Source organism: Paenibacillus sp. FSL R7-0210 (genome assembly GCF_038009085.1).
Lineage (GTDB): Bacteria > Bacillota > Bacilli > Paenibacillales > Paenibacillaceae > Paenibacillus_AQ > Paenibacillus_AQ silagei.
Genome location: NZ_JBBPAR010000001.1, coordinates 5,587,582 through 5,610,170 on the forward strand (window position 1 = coordinate 5,587,582; position 22,589 = coordinate 5,610,170).

20 protein-coding genes are annotated in these 22,589 nt (G+C 38.7%); 4 read left to right on the forward strand and 16 right to left on the reverse strand.

All coding sequences use genetic code 11. From position 1 onward, the window contains the following. Positions 1-69 precede the first annotated feature (69 nt). Entirely contained in the window at positions 70-357 is a 288-nt protein-coding gene (locus MKY64_RS23590) for a hypothetical protein (protein WP_340956116.1), read from the reverse strand. An 808-nt stretch (positions 358-1,165) separates the two neighbouring features. Here MKY64_RS23590 and MKY64_RS23595 point away from each other — a divergent pair. Further along, on the forward strand, positions 1,166-3,742 hold the full coding sequence (locus MKY64_RS23595) for a hypothetical protein (protein WP_340956118.1): 2,577 nt from the start codon (positions 1,166-1,168) through the stop codon (positions 3,740-3,742). A gap of 85 nt (positions 3,743-3,827) precedes the next feature. Next, positions 3,828-4,298: a hypothetical protein gene (locus MKY64_RS23600; protein WP_340956122.1), complete on the forward strand. Its 471-nt coding sequence runs from the start codon at positions 3,828-3,830 to the stop codon at positions 4,296-4,298. 395 nt (positions 4,299-4,693) lie between these two features. Here MKY64_RS23600 and MKY64_RS23605 read toward each other — a convergent pair whose 3' ends face one another. The 14 genes from MKY64_RS23605 to MKY64_RS23670 form a co-directional block, all read right to left on the reverse strand. After that, positions 4,694-5,659 (reverse strand): PD-(D/E)XK motif protein, encoded by a 966-nt coding sequence (locus MKY64_RS23605; RefSeq protein WP_340956125.1) that lies wholly within the window; start codon positions 5,657-5,659, stop codon positions 4,694-4,696. 25 nt (positions 5,660-5,684) lie between these two features. Further along, a complete protein-coding gene (locus MKY64_RS23610; protein WP_340956127.1) occupies positions 5,685-7,835 on the reverse strand; it encodes a Z1 domain-containing protein in 2,151 nt (716 codons plus the stop codon). A 5-nt stretch (positions 7,836-7,840) separates the two neighbouring features. Then, a complete protein-coding gene (locus tag MKY64_RS23615; protein WP_340956129.1) occupies positions 7,841-9,544 on the reverse strand; it encodes an ATP-binding protein in 1,704 nt (567 codons plus the stop codon). Continuing rightward, entirely contained in the window at positions 9,513-10,841 is a 1,329-nt protein-coding gene (gene dcm / locus MKY64_RS23620; protein WP_340956131.1) for a DNA (cytosine-5-)-methyltransferase, read from the reverse strand. Before dcm ends, MKY64_RS23615 begins: the two co-directional genes overlap by 32 nt. A gap of 210 nt (positions 10,842-11,051) precedes the next feature. Beyond that, the gene (locus MKY64_RS23625) at positions 11,052-12,944 is read right to left on the reverse strand and encodes a DUF2075 domain-containing protein (RefSeq protein WP_340956133.1); all 1,893 of its coding nucleotides are present in this window, start codon (positions 12,942-12,944) and stop codon (positions 11,052-11,054) included. A gap of 19 nt (positions 12,945-12,963) precedes the next feature. Then, on the reverse strand, positions 12,964-13,293 hold the full coding sequence (locus tag MKY64_RS23630; RefSeq protein ID WP_209875391.1) for a nucleotide pyrophosphohydrolase: 330 nt from the start codon (positions 13,291-13,293) through the stop codon (positions 12,964-12,966). A 156-nt stretch (positions 13,294-13,449) separates the two neighbouring features. Beyond that, positions 13,450-13,857: a hypothetical protein gene (locus MKY64_RS23635; RefSeq protein ID WP_340956138.1), complete on the reverse strand. Its 408-nt coding sequence runs from the start codon at positions 13,855-13,857 to the stop codon at positions 13,450-13,452. Positions 13,858-13,938: 81 nt separating this feature from the next. Then, complete coding sequence (locus tag MKY64_RS23640; RefSeq protein WP_340956140.1) at positions 13,939-14,400, reverse strand: hypothetical protein; 462 nt, start codon at positions 14,398-14,400, stop codon at positions 13,939-13,941. A gap of 44 nt (positions 14,401-14,444) precedes the next feature. Further along, a complete protein-coding gene (locus MKY64_RS23645; protein ID WP_340956142.1) occupies positions 14,445-14,954 on the reverse strand; it encodes an RNA polymerase sigma factor in 510 nt (169 codons plus the stop codon). 210 nt (positions 14,955-15,164) lie between these two features. Next, complete coding sequence (locus MKY64_RS23650) at positions 15,165-15,941, reverse strand: hypothetical protein (RefSeq protein ID WP_340956143.1); 777 nt, start codon at positions 15,939-15,941, stop codon at positions 15,165-15,167. A 30-nt stretch (positions 15,942-15,971) separates the two neighbouring features. After that, complete coding sequence (locus MKY64_RS23655; RefSeq protein WP_340956145.1) at positions 15,972-16,910, reverse strand: trypsin-like serine protease; 939 nt, start codon at positions 16,908-16,910, stop codon at positions 15,972-15,974. 534 nt (positions 16,911-17,444) lie between these two features. Further along, a complete protein-coding gene (locus MKY64_RS23660; protein WP_340956147.1) occupies positions 17,445-18,509 on the reverse strand; it encodes a hypothetical protein in 1,065 nt (354 codons plus the stop codon). A 33-nt stretch (positions 18,510-18,542) separates the two neighbouring features. Then, entirely contained in the window at positions 18,543-18,851 is a 309-nt protein-coding gene (locus MKY64_RS23665) for a hypothetical protein (RefSeq protein ID WP_340956149.1), read from the reverse strand. A 140-nt stretch (positions 18,852-18,991) separates the two neighbouring features. Beyond that, on the reverse strand, positions 18,992-19,609 hold the full coding sequence (locus MKY64_RS23670) for a type 1 glutamine amidotransferase family protein (RefSeq protein ID WP_340956152.1): 618 nt from the start codon (positions 19,607-19,609) through the stop codon (positions 18,992-18,994). A 205-nt stretch (positions 19,610-19,814) separates the two neighbouring features. On the opposite strand from MKY64_RS23670, the gene MKY64_RS23675 reads away from it, so the two are divergent. After that, on the forward strand, positions 19,815-20,555 hold the full coding sequence (locus MKY64_RS23675) for a class I SAM-dependent methyltransferase (RefSeq protein WP_340956154.1): 741 nt from the start codon (positions 19,815-19,817) through the stop codon (positions 20,553-20,555). Between the two features lie 3 nt (positions 20,556-20,558). Here MKY64_RS23675 and MKY64_RS23680 read toward each other — a convergent pair whose 3' ends face one another. After that, positions 20,559-21,047 carry a hypothetical protein gene (locus MKY64_RS23680; RefSeq protein WP_340956156.1) on the reverse strand — a complete coding sequence of 163 codons (489 nt, stop codon included), beginning with the start codon at positions 21,045-21,047 and terminating at the stop codon, positions 20,559-20,561. Between the two features lie 287 nt (positions 21,048-21,334). Here MKY64_RS23680 and MKY64_RS23685 point away from each other — a divergent pair, with 287 nt between their 5' ends. Then, on the forward strand, positions 21,335-22,540 hold the full coding sequence (locus MKY64_RS23685) for an MFS transporter (protein WP_340956158.1): 1,206 nt from the start codon (positions 21,335-21,337) through the stop codon (positions 22,538-22,540). The last annotated feature ends 49 nt before the right edge of the window (positions 22,541-22,589 follow it).

Consider the following 22,589-nt stretch of genomic DNA (forward strand, 5'->3'; position numbering starts at 1 on the left):
AAAGAGCATAAGAAAAGGACTGTCGCGTGGACAGCCCAAACAAGATAAAGCTTATATTTTTATCGTGTCTTACTCTGACAGAGCAGAAGGAGCGGTAAAGGAATGTGCAAGTTGCATTCCGTCCTTTAGTCCTTGAAGATATAAGCGTTCATAAATAACGGATTGCTTTAAGGAAAGCTTATCCTCCCAGTTTTCAAATTCTGGATTACGAGCAATATCCATAAAAGCAAATAATTCTTGAAAAGCTTCTCGCTCTTCATCAAAAGTTTGTCTAGGTTCTGATTCATGTTCAATCTGTGCACTTACCTCAACCAATCGACCTTGAATCGTTTCTAAAAACCATGCTGGAAAGCTCACCACATCTCCTCCAAGACAGAAGTTTAACAATATGCATACTAATGCACATTATTTCAAGATTCATAATTACTTACTCGCCTATTCTACGACTGTGATATTAAAATACCCGAATTGGTAATTAACGGAATTTCCTGTTCTAGAGATCGCTATTCAAATCATTTAACTTACGCTTTTGCTCTTTATATCTGTGCATCAGATTGTATATTTCTCCTCACCTTTCTGGCAGAGCTATTTTCATTTACTAACATTTAAATAACTACAACTCTATTCAATAAATTTTTGTCACCAAGGGCCACTGACGACTCTTTTCAAAGCTTCCTTTGGATAGCAACTCATAATATAGCCACAACCAAATTGTATCCGAAAAAAGCATTATTTTAATGCGAATATCGAATTTAAATAAAATAAATTCGATAGACGTTTGAATGTTTTTCCATCCTCTGCTTATAAATAAGGAATAAATTACATAGTTTAATGTCCTAAGAATATATAAAAAAAGAAGGCTTCCCAGTTTCGGTAGTTTTAAAAAGGTATTATAGGTAATTTCCCCTATCCATGCATAGACAAGCCATATTTAAGTGCATCACTAAAGGCACAGGCACAATTTTCCGAGCGTCCTTTAATCCACCCTGACACATAGAGCATTCACATACAATACTCAATAATTTAACATTCTAATGCGTAAATACCTTAGTATAGCTAAGAAACTAAAATCATTGGTTTTTTTACATAATTATAGTATAAAGGAATTACGCCAATTAGTTTTTAACGCAACTTTGGAGAAAATGATTGTGGAGGAATGAGATTCATGTCGAACTCATTAGATGTAGCGGATAAGCCTGCTGTTTCAGATGCTTACTGGGATGAATTACTTGTTAGTAATGAAAGAATCAAAGAGAACTATAGTGATACTGACAAAGTTGCTTTCACCTCTTTCCTTAGCGCTATAGATATAGAAGCATTACAATCCATATTTCAGCTTCCTGACTTTGCTGATGCAGATAAATGGAAACAAAATCTAAAGGAACGTTCCGATTTTCTTAACTTTCTATATTTGAAGGATTTTCTACAAAGAAAGAAAAAAACCATTGAAGAACTTTTCAAATTAAAAATGCCGGATTATCCACTCCCATCTGTCTCACCACTAGTAAAACTTATTATTTTGTTTTATACAAATTCTAAGTGGCTGTTTGAAGTCCTCGTCCTTCACGAATGGAGAATTAAGGCTTCTGGTGATCTTTACATTGCAGAAAAAAAGTTAAACGACATAAGGAATAAATTAAGCCAAGAACAAAGCTTTCACTTGAAACTTGCAGATGCTCTGCACCAAAATTCTGGATTTAGCAGTGATTACAGGGTTTTCGCACACTGTGATATCGATGAAAAACAGACTATCTATCTCCTTTATAAAAAAATAAAAGATTCTAAAAAGCCAGGATACGACCAAAACAAGCGCATCAAAGATCGAGATCAAATACTATTTTCTGTCGATATAAAAAAACAATCATTGGAAATCAAGGCACCGCACAATGACATTTTGGGCATTAAAAATTATTTCGAAAAGCAATTTAATACTGCACTTCGTAAAATGGAAAATCAAGTATTCATCCAATACAAAATTGATGACATAGTTCAGCTTTTCAAGGAAGGCACACCTGTTGGAGACGAGGAGCCCGAGGACTTTACCGTTGATTCTATCACGTTTTCTAACTCCTTACTGATTAAGTCCCCGGATGTAAAGATTCAACTTAGAGGCAGCGATATCTGGCCTAGTATTAATGATGCATTTAGACGAGGTATCATTAATCTCTACAACCTAAAAGATATTAAAAAAATTAATTTCCGCTCAGAACAGCATTCAAAAGCGATACTTTCAATTCCTCTTGAAGATGGTAGTGTTATATTCAAACTTAACGATAGCAGTTTAAGCGAACAAACCAGAAATGCAATTAAAAAGAAGTTTTCAATGAAATTTGGATTCCCTCTTGATCAGCCTGTAAAAAACAAGTTTGATGGCGGAGAAGCGTTTAAAGTCGATCAAATATTTAGATTTGCAAACATTAATCAAATTACTAATGAACACAAAGATGCTTATCAAAAATTGCATCTCTCAGAATTAATAGAAGAAACTGAAGAAATTTCTTACAGTTGCTCGCACTGTAGCTTCACAACAACAGATATTAAATTGCTTGATAAAAATGATAAGAGTAATTTGATATGTCCCGAATGTGAGGAATCAATTTATCAAAAAACATTGAAAGAGTTAAATCCGAATGGTGTGAATATCGAAAAATATATTCATTCATTAGTAGATGAGCTTAATAGCAAGTATGAACATTTCAAAAGCACAAAAATATCCAAGCAAAAATTCAAGAAAAAAGAATTTACATTCAAACGATTTTTATACAAAAATCGTCCCTATCAATTGCTCGTCACAGATAGCTTGCTATCAAAAAAAACGCTAGAATGGATTGAGAAGAAGCTAATCCCCACACTCATTGTATGTTATGGGATTGATAAGCAAACAAGTGACCGTTATGCTCTTGATACAATTGAACAAGTTACTTTTGGTGAGTTATATATTTATAAAGAGAAAGCGCAAATTCATGATATTTTCGAAGAATATCTTAACGATCTCGAAAAACGTGCACACCACCAAGTTGTTTCAGCTGCTACTAAAGCAACTAAAGCACTTACATTTATTGGAGAAAAAACCACTGAACTCAAAGAGGTATATGATGAGGATATGCTTGAAGATGATGTATATACAATTATTAAGCACTTATTCCCTAACTCTGAAAAATGGGGCAAGGAGTATTCTGGTTCTACTGTCCCAGAAGGGATATTTGCCATTCAATATAAAGAAAATAGCGGGGCAAAGTCAGTCGAAAATAAACATGGTTTTACCTACGACTGTAAATTCACATTAGATAGGTCCGGCTACAAGTTAGGATCTTCTGAAAACCGTAAAGCTCTTCATTATATCAAACTCCTCAATGAATTAGTTGATGTATCCTATTATTGTACTTCGAGAGAAATAACTTCTCACATTTTTATTGGAAACAAGTTTAGAGAACGACAAGTACAAGCCATGGCTGAGTTTATACGAAAGGAAATTATTAGTGGCCATTATACAAAACCAGTGTTTATTAACACTAAAGACTTATCTTATTTATACAATCAATTTATTTATTATAAAGACAAAATAGATAAGGTTCCTGATATTTTCTACAAGCAGTTAGCTGCCATCTTCTCGACGGATGAAATTTTAATTACTAAAGAATATATTGATGAAAAACTCGATGACGTAGAAATTGCAGCAAGAAGCTATTCCGTTTTAGATGTTTCTAGTATTACAAAAAAATTGACAGGAAGAAAGAAATAGCATTCCATTTTCTGGGTCGCGATGTTATAATTAAGCCGAAATGAGAACTTTTGTTCTTATTTCGGCTTTTTTAGGGAGGAAAATGATGCTAGAACTTACTGTAAGCCAAAAAATATTTAATAAAAGACCTGACAAATTTATTAAAGAACACATTACTCAACTTTTAATTGACCAGTATAATAATAGCTATAAGACTGAGACTTCGAATGCAGTAATTGCCTTTAATTTTTTTTCTGATCATGCCCTAATTATTACTTCTAGTAAAGAAGGTGAGATCTACTTATACCAACAAATGGAGTACGAATCAATGCTTCCCGAGTCATTATCTAAGTCACTAGACTTTAATAGAGATTCATTGCCTATTCATTGGAAAAAATGGCTGGAAAAATCACAATTTAATTTAGTTCGCAAAGAATTCTCACAAGCTTTAAATTTTAATAGACTTAGTGCAAGTTATAACGAACATGATGAAACATTCTATTGGAATTGGAAAGGCTATAAGAACATTTGTTTTAGAATGAATAATACTTATGTATTTGAAGAAGTAGTAACTTAAAAATCCAAGTTACCAGCAGAATATAAGTACAAAAACTGTCAGGCAATCCTCAACGCTATTGGCACACACAGAATAGATTCTGAGAAGGATACTCTTGTGGTGAAACGGCTAATGAATATTCTATAGTCACACGACTGAAAGAAATCGCAATCACTTAATTTTTCAGGTGAAAAAGTACTGCTCCTCTGCAATTCAATATGTGTCTGAAATGAACCTATTTCGAATATCTTTATATCTTTGATACTGGATAAAATTTAAAGTTAAAAAGAAACTATTACAATAACATCTAAGTTCAAAACACATCGGCAAATTACAAAATACAAAAAATAGTTATATCTATTTATTAAAAAAACCTACTACATAATTACAATAACAGTGACAATTTGGCAATTCGTTCATTTGATATAATCAAACTTTACCCACTTCAAAACTTCTTCTAAAACAACAGGTGTTATATTACTTAAATCTGAATTATACTCTGTATTTGAAACACCTTCTGGTTGAGGCTCAGAAAATCTCGGAACACTCTTCGCAGAATAGAATTTAATATTGCGTTTTAAATACTCTTCATCAAATTTAATATGCTTCAAGCTATCTACTTCAACATTTTTTATTACTTTTTCAATTGTCAGAAGTGACGTGTAATCCAATTCTAATTCATCTCTTGCAAATTTTATCAATTGATAAATAGACAAGCCCCTATCATCTCTTTTAAGTAAACATGACATAATAGTTATATCGTACAGCTCTGACAACAATTGTTCATGTTTAAATTGATGGACTCTATTCTCTTTTTGAGTAGATTTAACCTCCATTTTTTTTCTTTCGGAGAATGAAAAATCAAATCTCATTTTTTCTTTACTTTGCCATGCCATATTTATTTTTAATCCGGATTCAGCAAAAAATTTTATGGCATATAATTCACAAAATAAACCCTGTAACTCTAAAAAAGAAGCTTCCTTTTCTGAAGCAAATAAATTAGTGAGCGCTGCAAAAAGTTGATATATTTCTTTAGTATTACCCTTCAGAGATAAAAAAGGAATGAATGATTCTGTTAGTCTGATAAACGCTGCTCTTTCAACATCATCTTTACTTAAACATGTTAAAACATGTACCATCTTTTCACTTATTTTATCATCGACATTCATAATTGATCTAATATTATATCTAAACATTAATTTCTTTGTTTTCTGAAAGGTTGGAACAATCCCCCAATTGTCAGAACATACAACAAATACATAATTCCCCAAGTCATCTATACCATAATAAATTTCATTATAATAGATAAACAATTTATACTTTGTATCCACCTTCAAACTAGAAAGATCCTTCAATTTTTTCAGAACTGCCCCACTACTCATTACGCCCCCCCCCTTCTACAATAGGCTATGCCTTTATCACAAATTTAGTAAGAGCAGCAGAATATACATTTGGTATATACAAGGCAAGCATTGGACTAGTATATTTTAAATGATAATTCTTTGGTTGAACATAGTGTATCTGTAATTGCATTACATCCCTTCCGTTTGGCATTGCACTATCACCTGCATAGTACGTTGGGCTATTCTTATTTGGATTACGCCCCTGAAATAGCTGTGTAACTGTCTGATCGTCATTTATTGTACGTGTTTCACCAACACCGTCTCTAATCCACATAACATCAATTAAAGGAACAAAGTCACATTTATGGAATAACTCCTCAACAGTATTAAAAAACTTTCGATCAATTTTACTTTTATTTGGAAATACAAATCTATCTAATATATTTCGTTTTAAATCAAAAAAATTGATATTTCTAAGTACTTTGTGCTTATTAACTCCGCCCAGAATAATCAATTCTAAAGTATCCATGGAATGACTCTTTAATTCTTCTAAAAGGAGAAGATTAGAATTAGCTTGCATTTCATCAAATAAGAACTTTTCCTGTTTAGTCCATTCTGAAAACTGATAACCCTTAACTGTTTTTGCTACATTTACTCTTGTCATCCTTAACATTTCATTAGCAAGTTTGAAAATTCTAGGAATTTCTTTGAATGGGGTTCCTTTTTCTTGAGCTCTTTCAATTGTTGCCCATAGATCATCATCGTGCTCAAGAATAGAATCAAAGTCTTTTTTTATTCCCTTAGTTGTGTAGACTCTACATACGTCTAAGTAATCTTCCTTGTATCCAAACCATCTGGCTCTTTGTTCTGTATTATCTACATTACTTATACCTTTTGCTCTTCGTGTTATATAGGTAACAGCTAAACCCTTGATTGTTATACCTCTCTCAACCATGTTACCGCCTACATAAATATTAAATTTATAATATTTATCATTATCATTAGCTGGCTCATCGCTATTATATAAATGCACAGGTGAGCATTCTAATATATTCTTTATAATCAACATCTCAATATCAACGAACCTCGGGAGATTTACTCCTTCACTTTTCAACAAAGAATAAGCGTTGGTAAGATGCCTTTTCAAAACTTGATAATTAATGTCCTCAATTCCATCTGACTTTGTAGACGAAATAGTTCTCCAATCGTCCAAAACATTTGTAACCTTTTCAATTACAATTTTGTGATCATATTTTTTTTGACTTGGATGAATTAACATTGAATGAGCCGCCAAGTCCCCTCTAAATTGCCTTAAAGATCCGCCAATAAAGTACACTGCTAATGCTTCAAAAAAAGTACTCGGAAATCCTTCATCAAGCAAAGAAGGTTCTTCCTCTGGAATCACTTTTATATACTTATCTTGATCTTCACCATGAAAAGTTGATAACCCACAATACTTATCGCCTGGGTATACAAGAACACCAAAGCTTGGCGATAATAGGTCTGTGATATCAATTAATATATTCGCCTGAGGAGTCGCAGTTACCGAAATAAAACAATGTAGAGAGATCTTTTCTTTCAATTTTATTATTGATCCATAAACAGCACTAATTTTATTTTTTGAAACCTGTGTATTTAAAGAAGCTTGGTCTCCTTCATCATCAATAATTAAAGTAGGTACTTGCTTTAAAAATTCATCATTAAATAAATCAGCAATAAAATTAATATGTTTCTGATGCTTCAAACCCATGATAATTACTTTACTGCCACGATCAAGGAATCTTTTAATTGTCGATGGATTAAAAAGCGTTTTATTACGATTTGTATCCAAGACAACCAAGCGATCAGATTCCCCAAAACTTTGCTCTACTCTAGCTGTATTTTGTGCTAAAAGATTATTTTTATTTCCGCCAAGGACAATCATAATATCATAGTCATTATCAAGAGCTAATGCCATTAATGAGATAAAATTAGAGGTTTTCCCGCTTTGAACTTTACCAATTACAATACCTGAATCTCCTCGCGGCTTTCCCGCATTTGGATCAGGACACTGTGAAAGTATATCTACTGCATTTAAAAAAATTGAATCAACGGCTTCTTTAGGTATATCATTACTAATTAGAAGCGATGAAATTCTGTTCTTGAAATACCCATCACTTGTTATTGGCCACACTTCATTATCAGATGCTAAGTTCATTGAAATAAGGGGTTCCATAATTATTAAAATCCTCCGTTTTGGGCTACTAGCTCTAAAATTTTATTCATCTTTAACCTTATTGCGCTTGACTCTATTTTACCATCTACATTGACCAAGCTTGCTTCGATTTCAGCTAAAGCTAAAGCTACAACAAATTTCGTCATTAATATAACAAAATCACCTTTGTCAATATAAGGTTTAAAGAAAGCATGTTTCATATTTATTTTTATTCTAAACTGATTATTCTCTTCCAGAGAAAGTATAACCCATTGAGTTAAAGGATTCTGAGTTTCCAGTTCTATCAAAAAATCATACCTTCTAGCGTTATGTTGAAAACTTGCATTCCATACTGTAGGTCCTTTAACAATTAGACCTGTTTCAAGATTATTTTGCTGCCGAAATGTTTGATTATCTACTTCATCAATATTTTGTGAATGTTGCTGATCTGTATAATCTGTACTTTCACTATTAAATGTATCTTTTAATGAGGTATCTTTTTCTGTATGAACTAATGAAACACTAGCATCAACTTTAGGATTTTCAATTATACCTGTGCTTTGCAAACCATTTAGTGCTTGTGATATTAAGTTATTTGTATTGATAATAGGTCTAACTCGTATGAGTTCAGCCTTGTCTCTAAATGATTTAGTGAATTCCTTTAATTTTTCAATAAAAGCCTCTTCTAACCCGCTATTGTGCCAGTCAAAGTCATCCTTTGCCTGTGTGACAGGCCAATCATCCATATGCAATTCTCCAAACAATCTTTGATAGGAGTACGAATTTGATTCACCAAATAACTCAAAGGGACGATAATTTTTTTCAGGTCCTCCAATTATTACTCTTCCTCTTCTAATTAAAGTGAATCCCGCCTCTTTTACGCTTGCAGGGATTCGTATTGCAATAAAACCTTTTACACCTAGCAATAGCCCCTCATGTTCTAAATTAAATTCAATTTGTTTAATCCATCTTTCTTTAGTTCCGTCAGCATAAATATCTTCATATATTTCTGGATTATTAAACTTCAGAAGTTCCCCGTTGTAGATAATTTCTATTTGTCCATTTCTCAAATCTTCTCTATATATACTACCAAGTAATTCTTTAACTTTCACTTTAGTTCTAGAGCCTTTAATTTTCTGGTTAAGCCTCTCAATTTTAATTATTGTATAGTGTTGATTTTTTTCTGTTTCATAAAAATCAACATCAATTTCTTCATCTTTATCATTTTGAAGCTTATCCACATCAACAGACGCTTTGTAAAGATTCCCTGAGCCATATTGTGTTGATTCAACAGTCCAGTATGAACCAAACCAACATGCAGCAGTTTTCAAACCCATTCCAAATTCATTTCTTCCCTTTTTATTTGAGGGGGGATTATCTAATATTAATGCTCTTTCAAACTCTTCCATTTCCATTCCAAATGCATTATCTTTAATTGTGAGTATGTCTCGACCACCCGCATGTTCCTCATATTGAATTTCAATTCTCATCTTATTAAAATCTGGGATTCTTTTCAAAAGATCAATATGGTCAAAAAAACTCTGGGTCGAATTATCAACAAATTCTGCAATAGCTGACCATGGCTGATAACTTAACCTCTTATAAGTAGCATAAACTCCGCTTGTAGGACGTATATTTATTTTTTGTCGTTGTCTCACCATTGTAAGCCACCATTCCATTCGATCAAATAATACCTCATCAAATAGCAAATAACGTTGGTTGAATTTCAAACAGTCCCTTATCCTGCTCACATTCTAGAAGAGCCTTTGCAATTAAAGAAACTACTTCTACATTAACTGCATTACCTAAAGCTTTGTATGCTGCGGTGTGCGCTATTGGAAGATGTTTCAATTCATCCATGCTTTGAAGACGCGCACATTCTCGAGGCGTCATATATCTATTTTCCCAGGTAATTATAGGCACTTGAGATGATGTCATTGCTATTAATGAGGGGGCAGTTGTGGGTCTTTTAGCTCTTAGACCTGAGGCGCGACATTGTAATACTAATTTTGTTAGATTCCTCTCTGCACCTTTACAATTCCATTCAAATTTTTGAAAACTAGAAGGAAAAGGCAAAATTTTGGGCAACCAAGAATTTATCCAACCCAAGTTTTCATTATATAAAGTACGATTTTGTTTAATAAACCTAATTTTCCAATCCGGGAATTTATCTTGTTCCACCCGAGCATACGAAGGTAATGAGAGGAACACCTGCTCGTCTGTTAGTCCATCTAGTAATTTCCCATGTGAACCTAAAAATTTCCTTAGCTCGCTTGCTCCCATTTTCCATGGTGTTATTTCTTCATAAGGGTATGTAGCCCCAAACTCCATAGACCAAATTGGAAAGGATGGAAGTTTATCTCCCACTGGATAGCGATCAAGAAAATCTTGCCAAACTTCAATACATTTAGTTATTTGTTCTGGTATTTGTCTTGCATCAATTGGATTTAAATCTAACACTTTGTTGATATTAATCTCATTTTCATTAAATAGGAGTTCTGGCCACTTCTCATCTGGCCAAAGAAAACCATCAAGGCCAGCCTTCTTACCAACTATAAAAACTCGTTCTCGAATTTGGGGAACTCCGAATTTATGAGGCGAAAGTTTTTTTAATTGCACATCATAGTCCAGTTCTCTTAAGAGTTTTTCTGCTATCCTCCAAGTCCTTCCTTCGTCGTGTTTTGCAAAATTAGGTACATTCTCTAAAATTAAATACTTTGGGGCATGGAATCTCAAGACTTTAAGTATATGGTAGAATAAGTCTCCAGATTTTTCATCGTGGAATCCATTTTGTTCTCCTGCTTTAGAAAATGGTTGGCAAGGAAATCCTCCACAGAGAATATCATGTTCAGGAATGCTTTCAGCCTCAATATTCCTAATATCTCCATTTGGTATTATTCCAAAATTTTCAAAATAAAGTTCTTGAAGCTTTGAATCGAGTTCCGACGCGAATACACAAGTATGTCCAAGGTTTTTTAAAGCTAAATGGAATCCACCAAGCCCCGCAAATAAATCTATAAATCGCATTATATTTAATCCCCCACATTTTAGTAACTTAAATTTCTGTCTTTTAATTTTGGGATTAATGAAGACATACGTTCTCTAAATAACATTAGTTTACTACATTACACTCCTATTGTGGATAATAATTTAATCTATAAAGCTCATTAATGTGCTTCATTCGATCCTCAATCTCTCCAAATTTATGATGTAACTCTCTATCGACCTCAATTAGCCTTATCCCGAAATTACTACCGAACTTTGCAAAACCAAACGCCTCTGCAAGTAGGCCTTCAGATGAGGATCAACACAGTAGATATAACATCCCTTCGTTCCCCGGGTCATTAGGGTCCGGTAGGTGTTACGGATAATTTGATCGGCTATGCGGAGGGCTTCGTCCTTGTCTTTTTTGTACAAGGTCTTGAATCCTGACAGGGACTTGTCCGTCTTCGCACGCTTAAAGGGGTCGGTGATGATCCGGTTGTTCTCATAGCGCATGTCTTCGCCGATGATCACTCCGACATAGTCGAACTCCAGGCCCTGTGAGGTGTGGATGCAGCCTACTTGCTCGATGGATTCCGGGTCGATAGCCCAAGTAGTGGTATTGCTCAGGTTCCAGCTCATGAAGAATTGATACTGCTCTAAGTGAATATCATGTACGCCAGGATTGTTCTTGCCATCGCTCTTCCAGTCCCAGCAGTAGCCGGCAAGCATTCGGGCCTTATTATTGATCTGATTCTTGCTGAAGATCTCGTCCCGCAGCTTATTCGGGTCATCATAGAGCCGAATGTCATACTCGAACTCGAAGCCGTCTGCATTCGCCGTTTCACGAATTTCGAGCACATCATCCAGCCATGCCAAATATCCGTCCGAGCCATTACACCGGAATTGGGAGGCTAATGTCATCTCTGTAATTTCCGCATCCATCAGCTCCGCATAGTGTCTAATCTGCTCCTTGCTGCCTACATCGTGCATAGCAATCTTCTGATATTCATCGATGAAGAATACCGAGAACCGGGAAGCACGGATGATCTCCATCGTCTGATTGATCCCTTTATTTTTGAACAGGCCGGACTTCTCATTTAAGCGGTGAGCCTCGTCCACAATCAGGCAATCGAATTCATTGGGCAATGCCTCATAATACACGCCTGAGCCTTTGAACAGATTATCAATGACCGCTTTCTTCACGTTCTTCTGGAGCTTCTTCATATACACAGAACGCGGCGCGCTATTCTTGGTTACATATTGGCAGACGAGTTCCCGGGCGGTAAGCTCTACCAGCAGATTAATGCCAAGCACTGACTTCCCTGTCCCCGGGCCGCCTTCGACAATCAGGACTTGCTTTTTCCCCGACCGGGCTTGCTTCGCTAATCTCAAAGCTTCTTGATAAACAACATCCTGATCATCAATCATAATAAATTCCTGATTTCCCTGGAGCATACTGAGGAGTGCATCCTGCAGCGATTTGGAGGGTTTAATTTTGCCATGCTCTATAAGGTATAGTGATTTGCTTCTGTCGGTCTTTTTAATGTAGGTTGTGATAAACCCTCTTAGCTTCAGAGCATCTCCCTTGGAGAAGATCGGCGCTTCCTCAATGTATGGGTCGTAGACAGGGTGCAATAAGGGATCATTATCTTTCTGAATATAGTTATGTAGATACGCACAAGGATAGAGCTGGACCGCTTCGTTCTGCACGCTCTCATTGTAATCATGAATGAGTCTGGCATAGGACCATGCCTGCTTCGAAGGATGCTGTGTGCTTGTCTTGGTTCTATTAAAAAAGGTTCTGACCAGACCATCCGCATCCTCAACCGTCTCCACTTCTGTCCATTGCTTAAGCTCAATGATCACAACGGAGTATTGATCCTGTTCATTCAAGCCTGTAATCATGAAGTCGACTCTTCTTGGTTGCGCTGGAATCCTATATTCAATCGCGATTCCTGCGTCATCTGGAATGTCCGAGGTGTTCAGTACTTTATATAGATAGTTCATGGAATTGTTCCATGCGTTGATTTCGCCCATGGCAGCTCTGCCGATTTTTTGGACGTACTGGTTATGGATCTTTACCGCAATCGTATCCTCAGTGACATCATCCATAAATTGCTGCTTGGTCGATTCGTAGATAATCATAGAGCTCTCCCCTATTCATTCACTGCTGTGTGCTTTTATGTGCTCTTCCCTTGGAGCTGGATATGGGGTATTTCTTCGCGTTTTTGTCTATCTTCTGGAGGATAGCATCCTTAACATCGATCTGCAGATCATGGGCAAGCGTCAGCGTGTAGATGAGAATATCGGCGATTTCGTCCTGCATGTCGGAGTAATGTTGCTCTATGGCCTGCTGACTGTTCTTCCATTGAAAAAGCTCCAGCAGTTCGCTAGACTCCAGCGTGATCGAGAGCGCCAGATCCTTGGGATCATGGAATTGCTTCCAGTCTCTGTCGTCACGGAATTGAATAATTCTCTGCATTAATTCGTCCATGTGTACCTCCGCCCAGTGGGTCAAATTCAATTTTCCACAATTTCTCTGTATGTAATGATGATAGCCCAATCCCTAATGTAAATCTATGATATTCCTAAAATTACACAGAAAAGGACTCCTATTGGAGCCCGGGTTCGTGACAAGGTGTAGAACTATTTAGAGTTGAAATTCTGAATTGGAGCTGGTAACTGCCAATGGAATTATTGCCTTCACAAAGGTTTCTTTACTAGTTTGGATCGCTAATTCTTTTAATTTGTCTTTCCCTTTAATAATGAAAAATGGTGTGCCTGTAGCATAATAATTCGAAAAATTGTTCGGTGTTATTTTTTCGCCTGTGACAGAGTAACTGGTAACTTTTCCGATTTCCAACTCAACTTCACTGGCAGATACTTTTTTGTCAGTTACTAAATAAATCTGGTCATTCCATTTTAAAATAGGAGCTGCATTACTCTGAGAGGATTTAATTTCTGTAAAGGTAGTATCCTTCTTAGTCGTGTTAGATTCTTGAGGATTTGAGCAAGCGGTCAATAGTATCAATAGAGAAATCCCTATTAATTTTTTCATGATATTCCTCCATAGAATCTTTATTTTCTTCATCTTAAATCGTATATAACAGGAAGATATTTCAGACCTTCTTATCCATGTTTATTTAAAATAATTCTCCAGCATACTGATTATTTCAGCATTGTTGGTTAAATACTGATTTAGTCTATTCTTTGTAGCCTTACCGTCAAATAAGGAAATATTCATTTTGTTATATATATCAATACCGAATCTAGCCTCCTTATTTACATATATCTGAATGTTATACGTATAGGGATCGAACTTAATTTTTCCGTCATTCGCATTCTTCAAGTCTAACTTATCGAACTCAGCTATGATCTTATTTATTTCTTCCCGATCTTCAATTTTAATTTCATCTTGCGTAACTTCAACACCTGAAGATCTTTGGGTGATATAAATGGTGGATACTTCATTAACATTAATTTTATCAGTTATCACTTTCTTAAAAGAAGTTGTCTTCTGAGCATTATATACAAAGACAGCTGCAACCAAAATAATGATTAAAGCCCCGATTCCTATAAGGTACTTGGTTTGTTTTTTCATTATAAATTCTCCTTCTTTATCGCTTGATTACATTCATGTTTCCATCAGCCACCCTCTTCCCTCAAAACCCTCAGCACCCGCCCCCTAGCTCTGGAAATATACTGCCGAACATGCTGCGTGGGAATATTCAAAAGCTCCCCGATTTGTTGATCCCCCAGCTCCAGCTTGTATTTGAAGTAGAGCAGATTCCGGTCGCGTTCAGATAATTGCATCATTGCTTCCGTAAGCGCTCCTACTGCTTCAGCCTGGATGTAATTCTCTTCTGTCGCGGCAGTGAGATCAGGGATTTGCTCCGCTACATCGTTGTTCAAGCCGGTATAGACCTTCTTGGAACGGCGGATGCGCCTTCGGATATGGTCATAGCAATAATGCTTAATGGTATTGACGACATAAGTGGTAACTTTGCAGCCGCTTAAGGAGCGCAATAGAGATGTTTTGGGGATCAGCTTAATAAAAGCTTCCTGAATTAGATCATCAATGACTTCTTGATCCTTAATAATATTAAATGCTTTCTTTCTCATTAAAGGATAGTGGTTCTCATATAAATTCTTCATGAATGTTCTATCATCATCGGGTTCACAAGCCTTTAGAACGCGAAGTGAAATTTGTAACCCCTCCCCATATAATCCATATTAATTCCATTTTTAATTAATTATACCCTTTTTCCTGGTGATTCGGGCTCGTGAATAATAGGCTGGCGCAGAAAAAAAGAACGCCACGGCGTTCTCTTAATTATTCAGTATCACGTAGCTTCTAATGTCTCTCTATCTTCGTTTTCGGGCAAACCATGAACTTGGACTTAACAGGACAATGGTGATCACCACCACCGCCCCAAGCAGCATGATGTTCCAGCGGTCAAAGGTCCGGTAGAACAAATCCGGCGAAAGATACACTCCATTCTGATACAATACGTCATCAATATATCGTGCAAAGGTATGCGTTCCCCGATCCAGGGTCCAATGCTGCTGACGTACAGCCGCTCGAAAAGGCTTATTTGCTCTAATCGCTGAATCCAATACAGCCTCTAAGCTGTCCATTTGCACATAGTAATAGTTCTCGCTCAATGCAGGATTTGCATCCTCTGCCGTCTTGAATGGCCGAACATACCGCCACCGCTTCTCATAGGTAGGATAGCTGGTATACCCATACCCTAACTCATAGAATGAAGATTCCTGGGATTTTGGCGGAATGGCCTCAATGATTGTTCCCTTGGGAATTTCTAAGGCAACCGCCGTTGCCCCGCCTGGAATCTCAGTATAATACTGCAAGGTTACAGGCGCTTCTATACGATGAGTTAATGAATATTCAGGCTCGCCAGATATGCCGGGAAAATAGGAGCTATACGCACTCAGATCCATTTGCTCCAGCGGAATGCCTTGTACATAGGGGCTGGCCGTTGCTGCAGCTGAGAAGTCTTTGCGTAACTGGTGATTGTGAACCCACGCAGACCCTGTCCGGTAGACAACAATACACATGAGGATAATGACCGTCAACACGGCGCACCACCACAGGAATGGTCTAGAGACTGAGGGAACAGACATGTCATTATCCTCCTTATGGGTACAGTTTAACTAATTCACCTTGACGGTGAAGCCGGCATGCTCCGCATAATAAATCGGGGTGGAATACATAATCTTAGCAGGCCCGCTCGTCGGATTGCTTCTGGCCGTTACAATGCCATGCAGCTTGTTCGCACTTCCATCCTTCATATATACCGGTCCGCCGCTGTCTCCCCCGGCAACGGCATCGGTACCGGATGAGTTCTGCATCAGAGACTGATACAGGCCATTCACGTAATAGGTATTAAACAGGCCATCGGAGTAGATAACGTTTATACTCGCTTGTGTCACAGTCCCCCAAGAATATCCGGTCGTTGCTCCGTATTTATAGATCGTGGTTCCCACAGGGACCGACGAATAGGTGCCGGTAATGGATACACTTCCATACACTTTGTTCGTCGCCGTATCGCTTCCGGTTAACTTCACCATCGCAAAATCGCCCAGTGAATCTACGCCAGTCGCACCGTTTGTTCTATTCGCACGCTGATAACTCACCTGTCCTGTCCGTGTTCCCGAATACTGAATATAAGGATATCTTGTAGATAAAAAGCCTACCTTCTCATTGCTGTGTCCAGCCGTCAGAATGGCATTACTGCCGCCATAGGTACCGCCAATGCCGACACTTAACCCGGCACCGTTATCTTCATTGGTAATTCGATCCCCGCCCCATAATTGGGCTGTACTCGTATTAGGTGTTCCCGGCTCGATCCGGACAGGCAAGCTCTCCGTTGTCTTCTGGAGGGTCTGGGGCTGCTCGTTCATAAGCTTATTGTAATCCTCTTCGATCACTGAAACGTAGAACTGGTTAGCCTTTCGGTCCACACCGTAGCTACCGATGCTATAATTCTGCTCCTCCAGCTGTGTAACGACTTGATCTAGACTATTCAAATAATTCAGTGAATATGAAGCGCTTTCAAATATAACATGCTCACTATCTTGTGCACGTTTCATATAATCCTCTTTCAATTCTTCAGAAGGATCTACTAACATAATAACCAGTTTGTCGCCGCTGACATATTCTCCAGCATAATTATCAGGATAAATGGGGGTGCCTAGCTCATCTTTATTGAAACTGTTCCAGAGATTCTGATAGGCTTGAAGGGCCGGTTCTTGCAATTCCATCGCTTGTATAATGGCCTTCGGTACAGTATGTGTTAAATCTGCATTTCGGTCAGGATTAGAAGCAGCTACACTCAGCGGAATCATTAGAAATACGAGCATGAGGCATAAAAAATAACGAATGTTCTTTTTCAACAAACTCATCCTCTCTTAATAAGTATCCAGCAGGTCTCACCTAAAGCTCCTATACGTCATCTTTGTCTACAAGTAAAGTCCTATAATTCCTCCCTTCGATATAGAAATAGCGATAATAGTCGAAATGACTCATGCTGTCTATCAATAGAAGACGCATAACTCGACTAAATGTAACACTTTTTTTGAATAATTTAACTGTTTATAATTAACAATTCTCTAAAAAGCCCCATCTTATAAGATCGAGGCGGATTTACGTTTTCTAAAATCTAATATGGATATATTAATGTATAGTTGTATTGTATCCGTATAAACATGTTCTCTAATAAACTTCATGCTTTTATCGTATTCATCATCCGTGAAGCAAGCAATTAAGTAGAATGCATTTTTGTATTTGGTGGATAGCATATAATCCGTTAATTGCTTCTCATATCCTTTTTTCAAATATGAACTGCTCGCTCTCTTTATTTCTATTAGAACCTTTTCTTCTTCGTTACTATTTTTGTATAATTTGAAATCAACTTTCCCATTTCCAAGCATTGCTTCTCTAGTGATTTCTACTGCTTGATTATAAAAGTAAGCGTCCATTATGTTTTCAAGAATTAGTTGTATACGTTCTTCTTTTACTGGAACATCTTTCTCCCAAAATAATTTATATAAATTTCCGTGCTCTACTCTTTCAGTGAAATATTTTAGCATTGAAGAAACTTCACTTGTAAGTGTAATATGCTTCGTTTTGTATTGCTCTTGAATATCGATAGGGAGTAATTCAAAATAGTAGTCTATGTTAATTCTTAATCTATTCTCTATAATTAAATTTCCAAGCTTACGTTGATTATATAAAGTGTCAATCATTAAAAAGTCTGTATCTGTAAACAATACATCCGGATAATAAAAGACATCATAAAAGGATTCTTCATGTTCTTCTAGAGTAAAATCAGAATCTTCTTCAAAATCCTTCTGACTAGCTTCCTTAATCAAGATATGGCATCTTTCATTAAAATATAGTCCATTAAATTCAGATAACTCCGTTTGCAAATCCCCCATGTAATCAATAAATTTATACAGAATAAATTCATGAATAGCATTCATTTCATGATAAAATTTGTCTCCTGTCCAATTGTACAGTTCCTCAATTGTTTTCACACATTTTTGATATTGTTCTCTGTATAGATACTTAGGGAGAATTTCTTCAATGATATCTCCAATATCTGTTTTTCCATTAAATATTGCCGTTTTTAAAAAATTGTGAAGTATACAATTATATGCCTCTTGATGATGCGTTTCAAAAAGAATCACTAAAATACCTCCTCTTTACATTACCTATCTATTTCACTCAAACCCATCCTCAGGCTCCCACACCTCGAACCCCACTTCCTTTGTCGCTTCAAATTTAAACCTTGCTATCCAAGAATCCCAATCACTCTGATTCATTCGGGCAAAAAATGATAATCCGCTTGGCTCAACGGATGCCTGAATGTATACGTTATCCTCTTCCTGCCCATACCAGTGTGGAATCCCGTTAATGTACCCGATCCAACCAGGCATACGCTCATATAACTTAGCAACTCTATTCCATACTTCATCGGATAGATAATACCATATGTTCAGATTGCAATTATGAGAGTGTATTGCCTCCATTTGCCTTCCCCCTTAGCCTCTAACCTTCAATTAAGCTTCCCTCACATCGTACCATATGTTGGAATTCGTGTACTACCACGCCTAGCCATACCAACACAAATACCCTCTCCGTATAGAGAGGGCGGTCTTCCTTATTGCTCTTATCCCATCAACGCATGGTAATACTTCGCTTCCTGGGTCTTATACAGACCATACCAAGCCTCTAATTTTTGTGGAGCCATTACATCCAGGGCTTTCAATACATGCATGGTGAATTCCAGCGGGGCGATGCCGGTTGCTGTGATCAGCTTGCTGTCCGTTACAGCAGGCTGGTTCTGGTAGAACTCTTCGCCGGTGTACGTGGGACAGATCATTCGGAGGTACTCCAGGTCATTGCTTGTATGCGGGCGTGCATTCAGCAGTCCGGCCTGGGCCAGTCCTATGGTGGCTCCGCAAATGGCTGCCACTAATATATCCTCCTGTATACATCTCTCAGCGAGCCCAAGGATCGGCTTGTGGATGGCTTCGGTCCATGTCTCACCGCCGGGTAGGATCAAGGCATCTCCGCTTACCAAGCTGCACTCATCTACCGTGATGTCAGGCATGATTTTCAGTCCGCCCATGGTAGTAATCAGTGTCTTATCATTGGCTACAGTAACTATTGTAGATGGAGCTTGTCCCTCCTTGTAACACCTTCCCGAGTTCAGTTCAGCCGTTAGATACCCTATCTCCCAGTCTGCCATGGTGTCTAACACATATAGATATACTGTATGTTTCATGTGTAGCTCCTCTCTCTATGACTATCTCTATAATAAAACAACTTTACTGACAACCGCTGTCAGTGAAGCTATGTAAGCTGAACATATTTCCTTTCCCTCCTATCAATAAAAAACAGCTATAATCAACAGTTCCATTCCCGCCTATGAACAGCTATGCTATCTTACCTTTATGCATTTATATTGTATTGCCAAGGAGGAGCTAGCATTGACTGCGCATAACAATCTGGAAGAGTACCGTGATCCGATCAACTATGATCTGGAGTTCGGCGGGGAGACACGAAAATATCAGTTCTATTTGGAATGGGCTCAAGCGGCTGACGGCGAGGTCTTGGAGCTGGCTTGCGGAACCGGATTGACGACTCTGCCGCTGGTTCAGGCGGGAATCGCAATGACTGGGGTCGATATTGCTTCCTCTATGCTGGCTTATGCGCGGGTGAAGGCCGGGAACTTGCCTGTAGCGTTTATCGAAGCTGATGCGCGAACCTTCCGCTCTGATAAGAAGTTTGCCATGATCTATTTAACGGGGAATGCGTTTCAGGCTTTTTTGAGCGATGAGGATCAGGCCGCCTTACTCAGTACAGTCTACAATCATCTGGAGCCCGGAGGACGTCTGATCTTCGAGATGCGTAATCCAGCAGGAACTGACCTGTCCGATGAAGGGGAGACGGGTTGGGGCCAATTCACCGATTCAGATGGCAACGTAGTCAAGGTATCGGGCACACAGACCTACGATGCGGAACGTTCCATCATGCACTGGGTAACCTTTCGCGATTGGGGCGATAAGCGGACAGAGTCCCGGATCGACTGCCGGTTTACAGCATACGCTGCGCTGACGGAGTTATTGACCCGTTACGGATTTCGTATCGAGCATCAGTATGCAGACTGGGATCGCACACCGTTCACCCCCTCCTCCCCTCTCCTTATCAGCGTATGTAAGAAATCGTAAGCTTCAATCTGTTCTTTTTGCCATAATTAAGCTGACGATCTGCTTCATCTCCTCTTGGTTCAGGACGGAATACCAGCGGGTGGTTGTGTTATCCTTGCTAATCTTCGCCAGAAGCAGCTCAGTCCTATCTTCGGAGACATCCAGAATCACTCTTAGGCTGCCCTGGACGTCTAAAAATATAGAGTCGAAGGGGTCGGCTCCTTTCTGGTCACTTTTTGTCTTTTCCTTCACTTGCAGGTTGGAAAGCCGGGTTATGAGATCGCTAAGATGGTCTTCACCCTTAATCTTGAATTCGCTCTCTGCGTCATTTCCAGGAATGAAGGTCAATGTAGTGATCTTCTTATTAGGTAAGGCGGGTGCGACCTGCCCTATTGTTGTTGTTACAGGAATGAGCCAGATCCGAATGGTGGTACCATAATTTTGGATCAACAGGACTATAGGAAGAACGGCAACTAGAATTCTCAGTATTAAAAAACCCTTCCCTTTACGCATAAAAGGTTAACCCTCCTTGTTCCTCATTCCTCTTGATATCATCCTAACATTCATCCCCAAGTATATCATATGCTGGTTATCCCCTCCCCTTCGCGCACCAAAGACGCCGCAGGCGAATCTGGGCGTCTCGTGTTCCTTCTATTTAGTTCTGCCCTCTTTTCTAGGGAACTTCCATGTTCCTATAGCACCCGCATCATCCTATAGGACTTAAAAGTGCGTACTTCTACATTTCTTATTTACTGTTTACACTAACATCAGCCATTGATTAACGAGGGGGAATGATTAATTTGGGACAAAACTGGAAAATCTTCATACTTGCTGTGGTCTGCTTTATTGTCGGGACATCCGAATACATGATCACGGGCATTTTAGATAAAGTTGCCGCAGATACCGGAGTGACATTATCTCAGGCTGGACAGTTAATGACCGTCTACGCACTAGCCTACGCCATAGGTACCCCGGTCCTAATGGGGGTCACAGCCCGGTTTGACCGTCGAAGGTTGTTGTTGTACTCGCTTGGCTTAATCATCGTGAGTAATGCGCTTATCATGATTTTTCCGGGTTATGGATTTATGCTGCTTGCACGGATAATCATGGCACTCGGAACTGGCGTATTTGTCGTGACATCGCTTGCCTTAGCCGCTAAGTTAGCGCCTTCGTACAAGAAGGGGAGTGCGATTGCAACGGTGTTAATGGGTGTCACCGCTTCACTTATTTTGGGCGTGCCCATTGGCCGGGTGATTGCCGCCGCGTACGATTGGAGGCTGATTTTCGGCGGTATTAGCCTTCTTGCTATGGTCAGTCTACCCGTCCTGGCAAGCGCAATACCGCGGATGGAAGGTGATGAGCCGATCTCCTTTGCCAAACAACTGGCTATGGTGAAGAGACCGCGAATCGCACTCTCTCTCGCCATTAACTTTTTTATGACGATGGGTTATGGCATTGCCTTCACGTATTTGTCGCCTTATCTGCTGGAAGTTGCCGGAATGAGCGATCGATGGATGAGCGGAGCCCTGTTCGCATACGGCATCGCCAGTCTGATCGGGTCAAAGGCAGGGGGAAGCGGCACCGATCGATGGGGAGTAGCCAGAACTTTAACTGGAGCAACGTTGTTAAATATGGTGATGCTGATATTGTTATCGGTAGTCTCTGGCACTTCCATATTCCTTGTTTTCTCGGTGCTGGTGCTTTGGTCGCTCTTCTCCTGGGCAGCTTCTCCAAGCCAGCAATATGATCTTCTTACCTTGTCTCCCAAGACATCTGGTGTCATGCTTGCCCTCAACACATCTGTGCTGCAGTTGGCGATAGCGGCGGGGGCTGGACTTGGAGGCATTGTCATTAACTTTTTATCGCTGCAAGCCATTACGTGGGTCGCTGCTGCCTCCGTTGCTGTAGCGGCTATGATTTCTGCTGCGTTGTTCGGCAGGATAAGCTATCGGTCGCGCCAAGAGAGTCAAAGTGCAGAAATACTAACATCTACAGCTCCGGAATAAGCTCCGACTACCCTTATCAATAAAAAACAAATATAGTCAACGGTTCCAT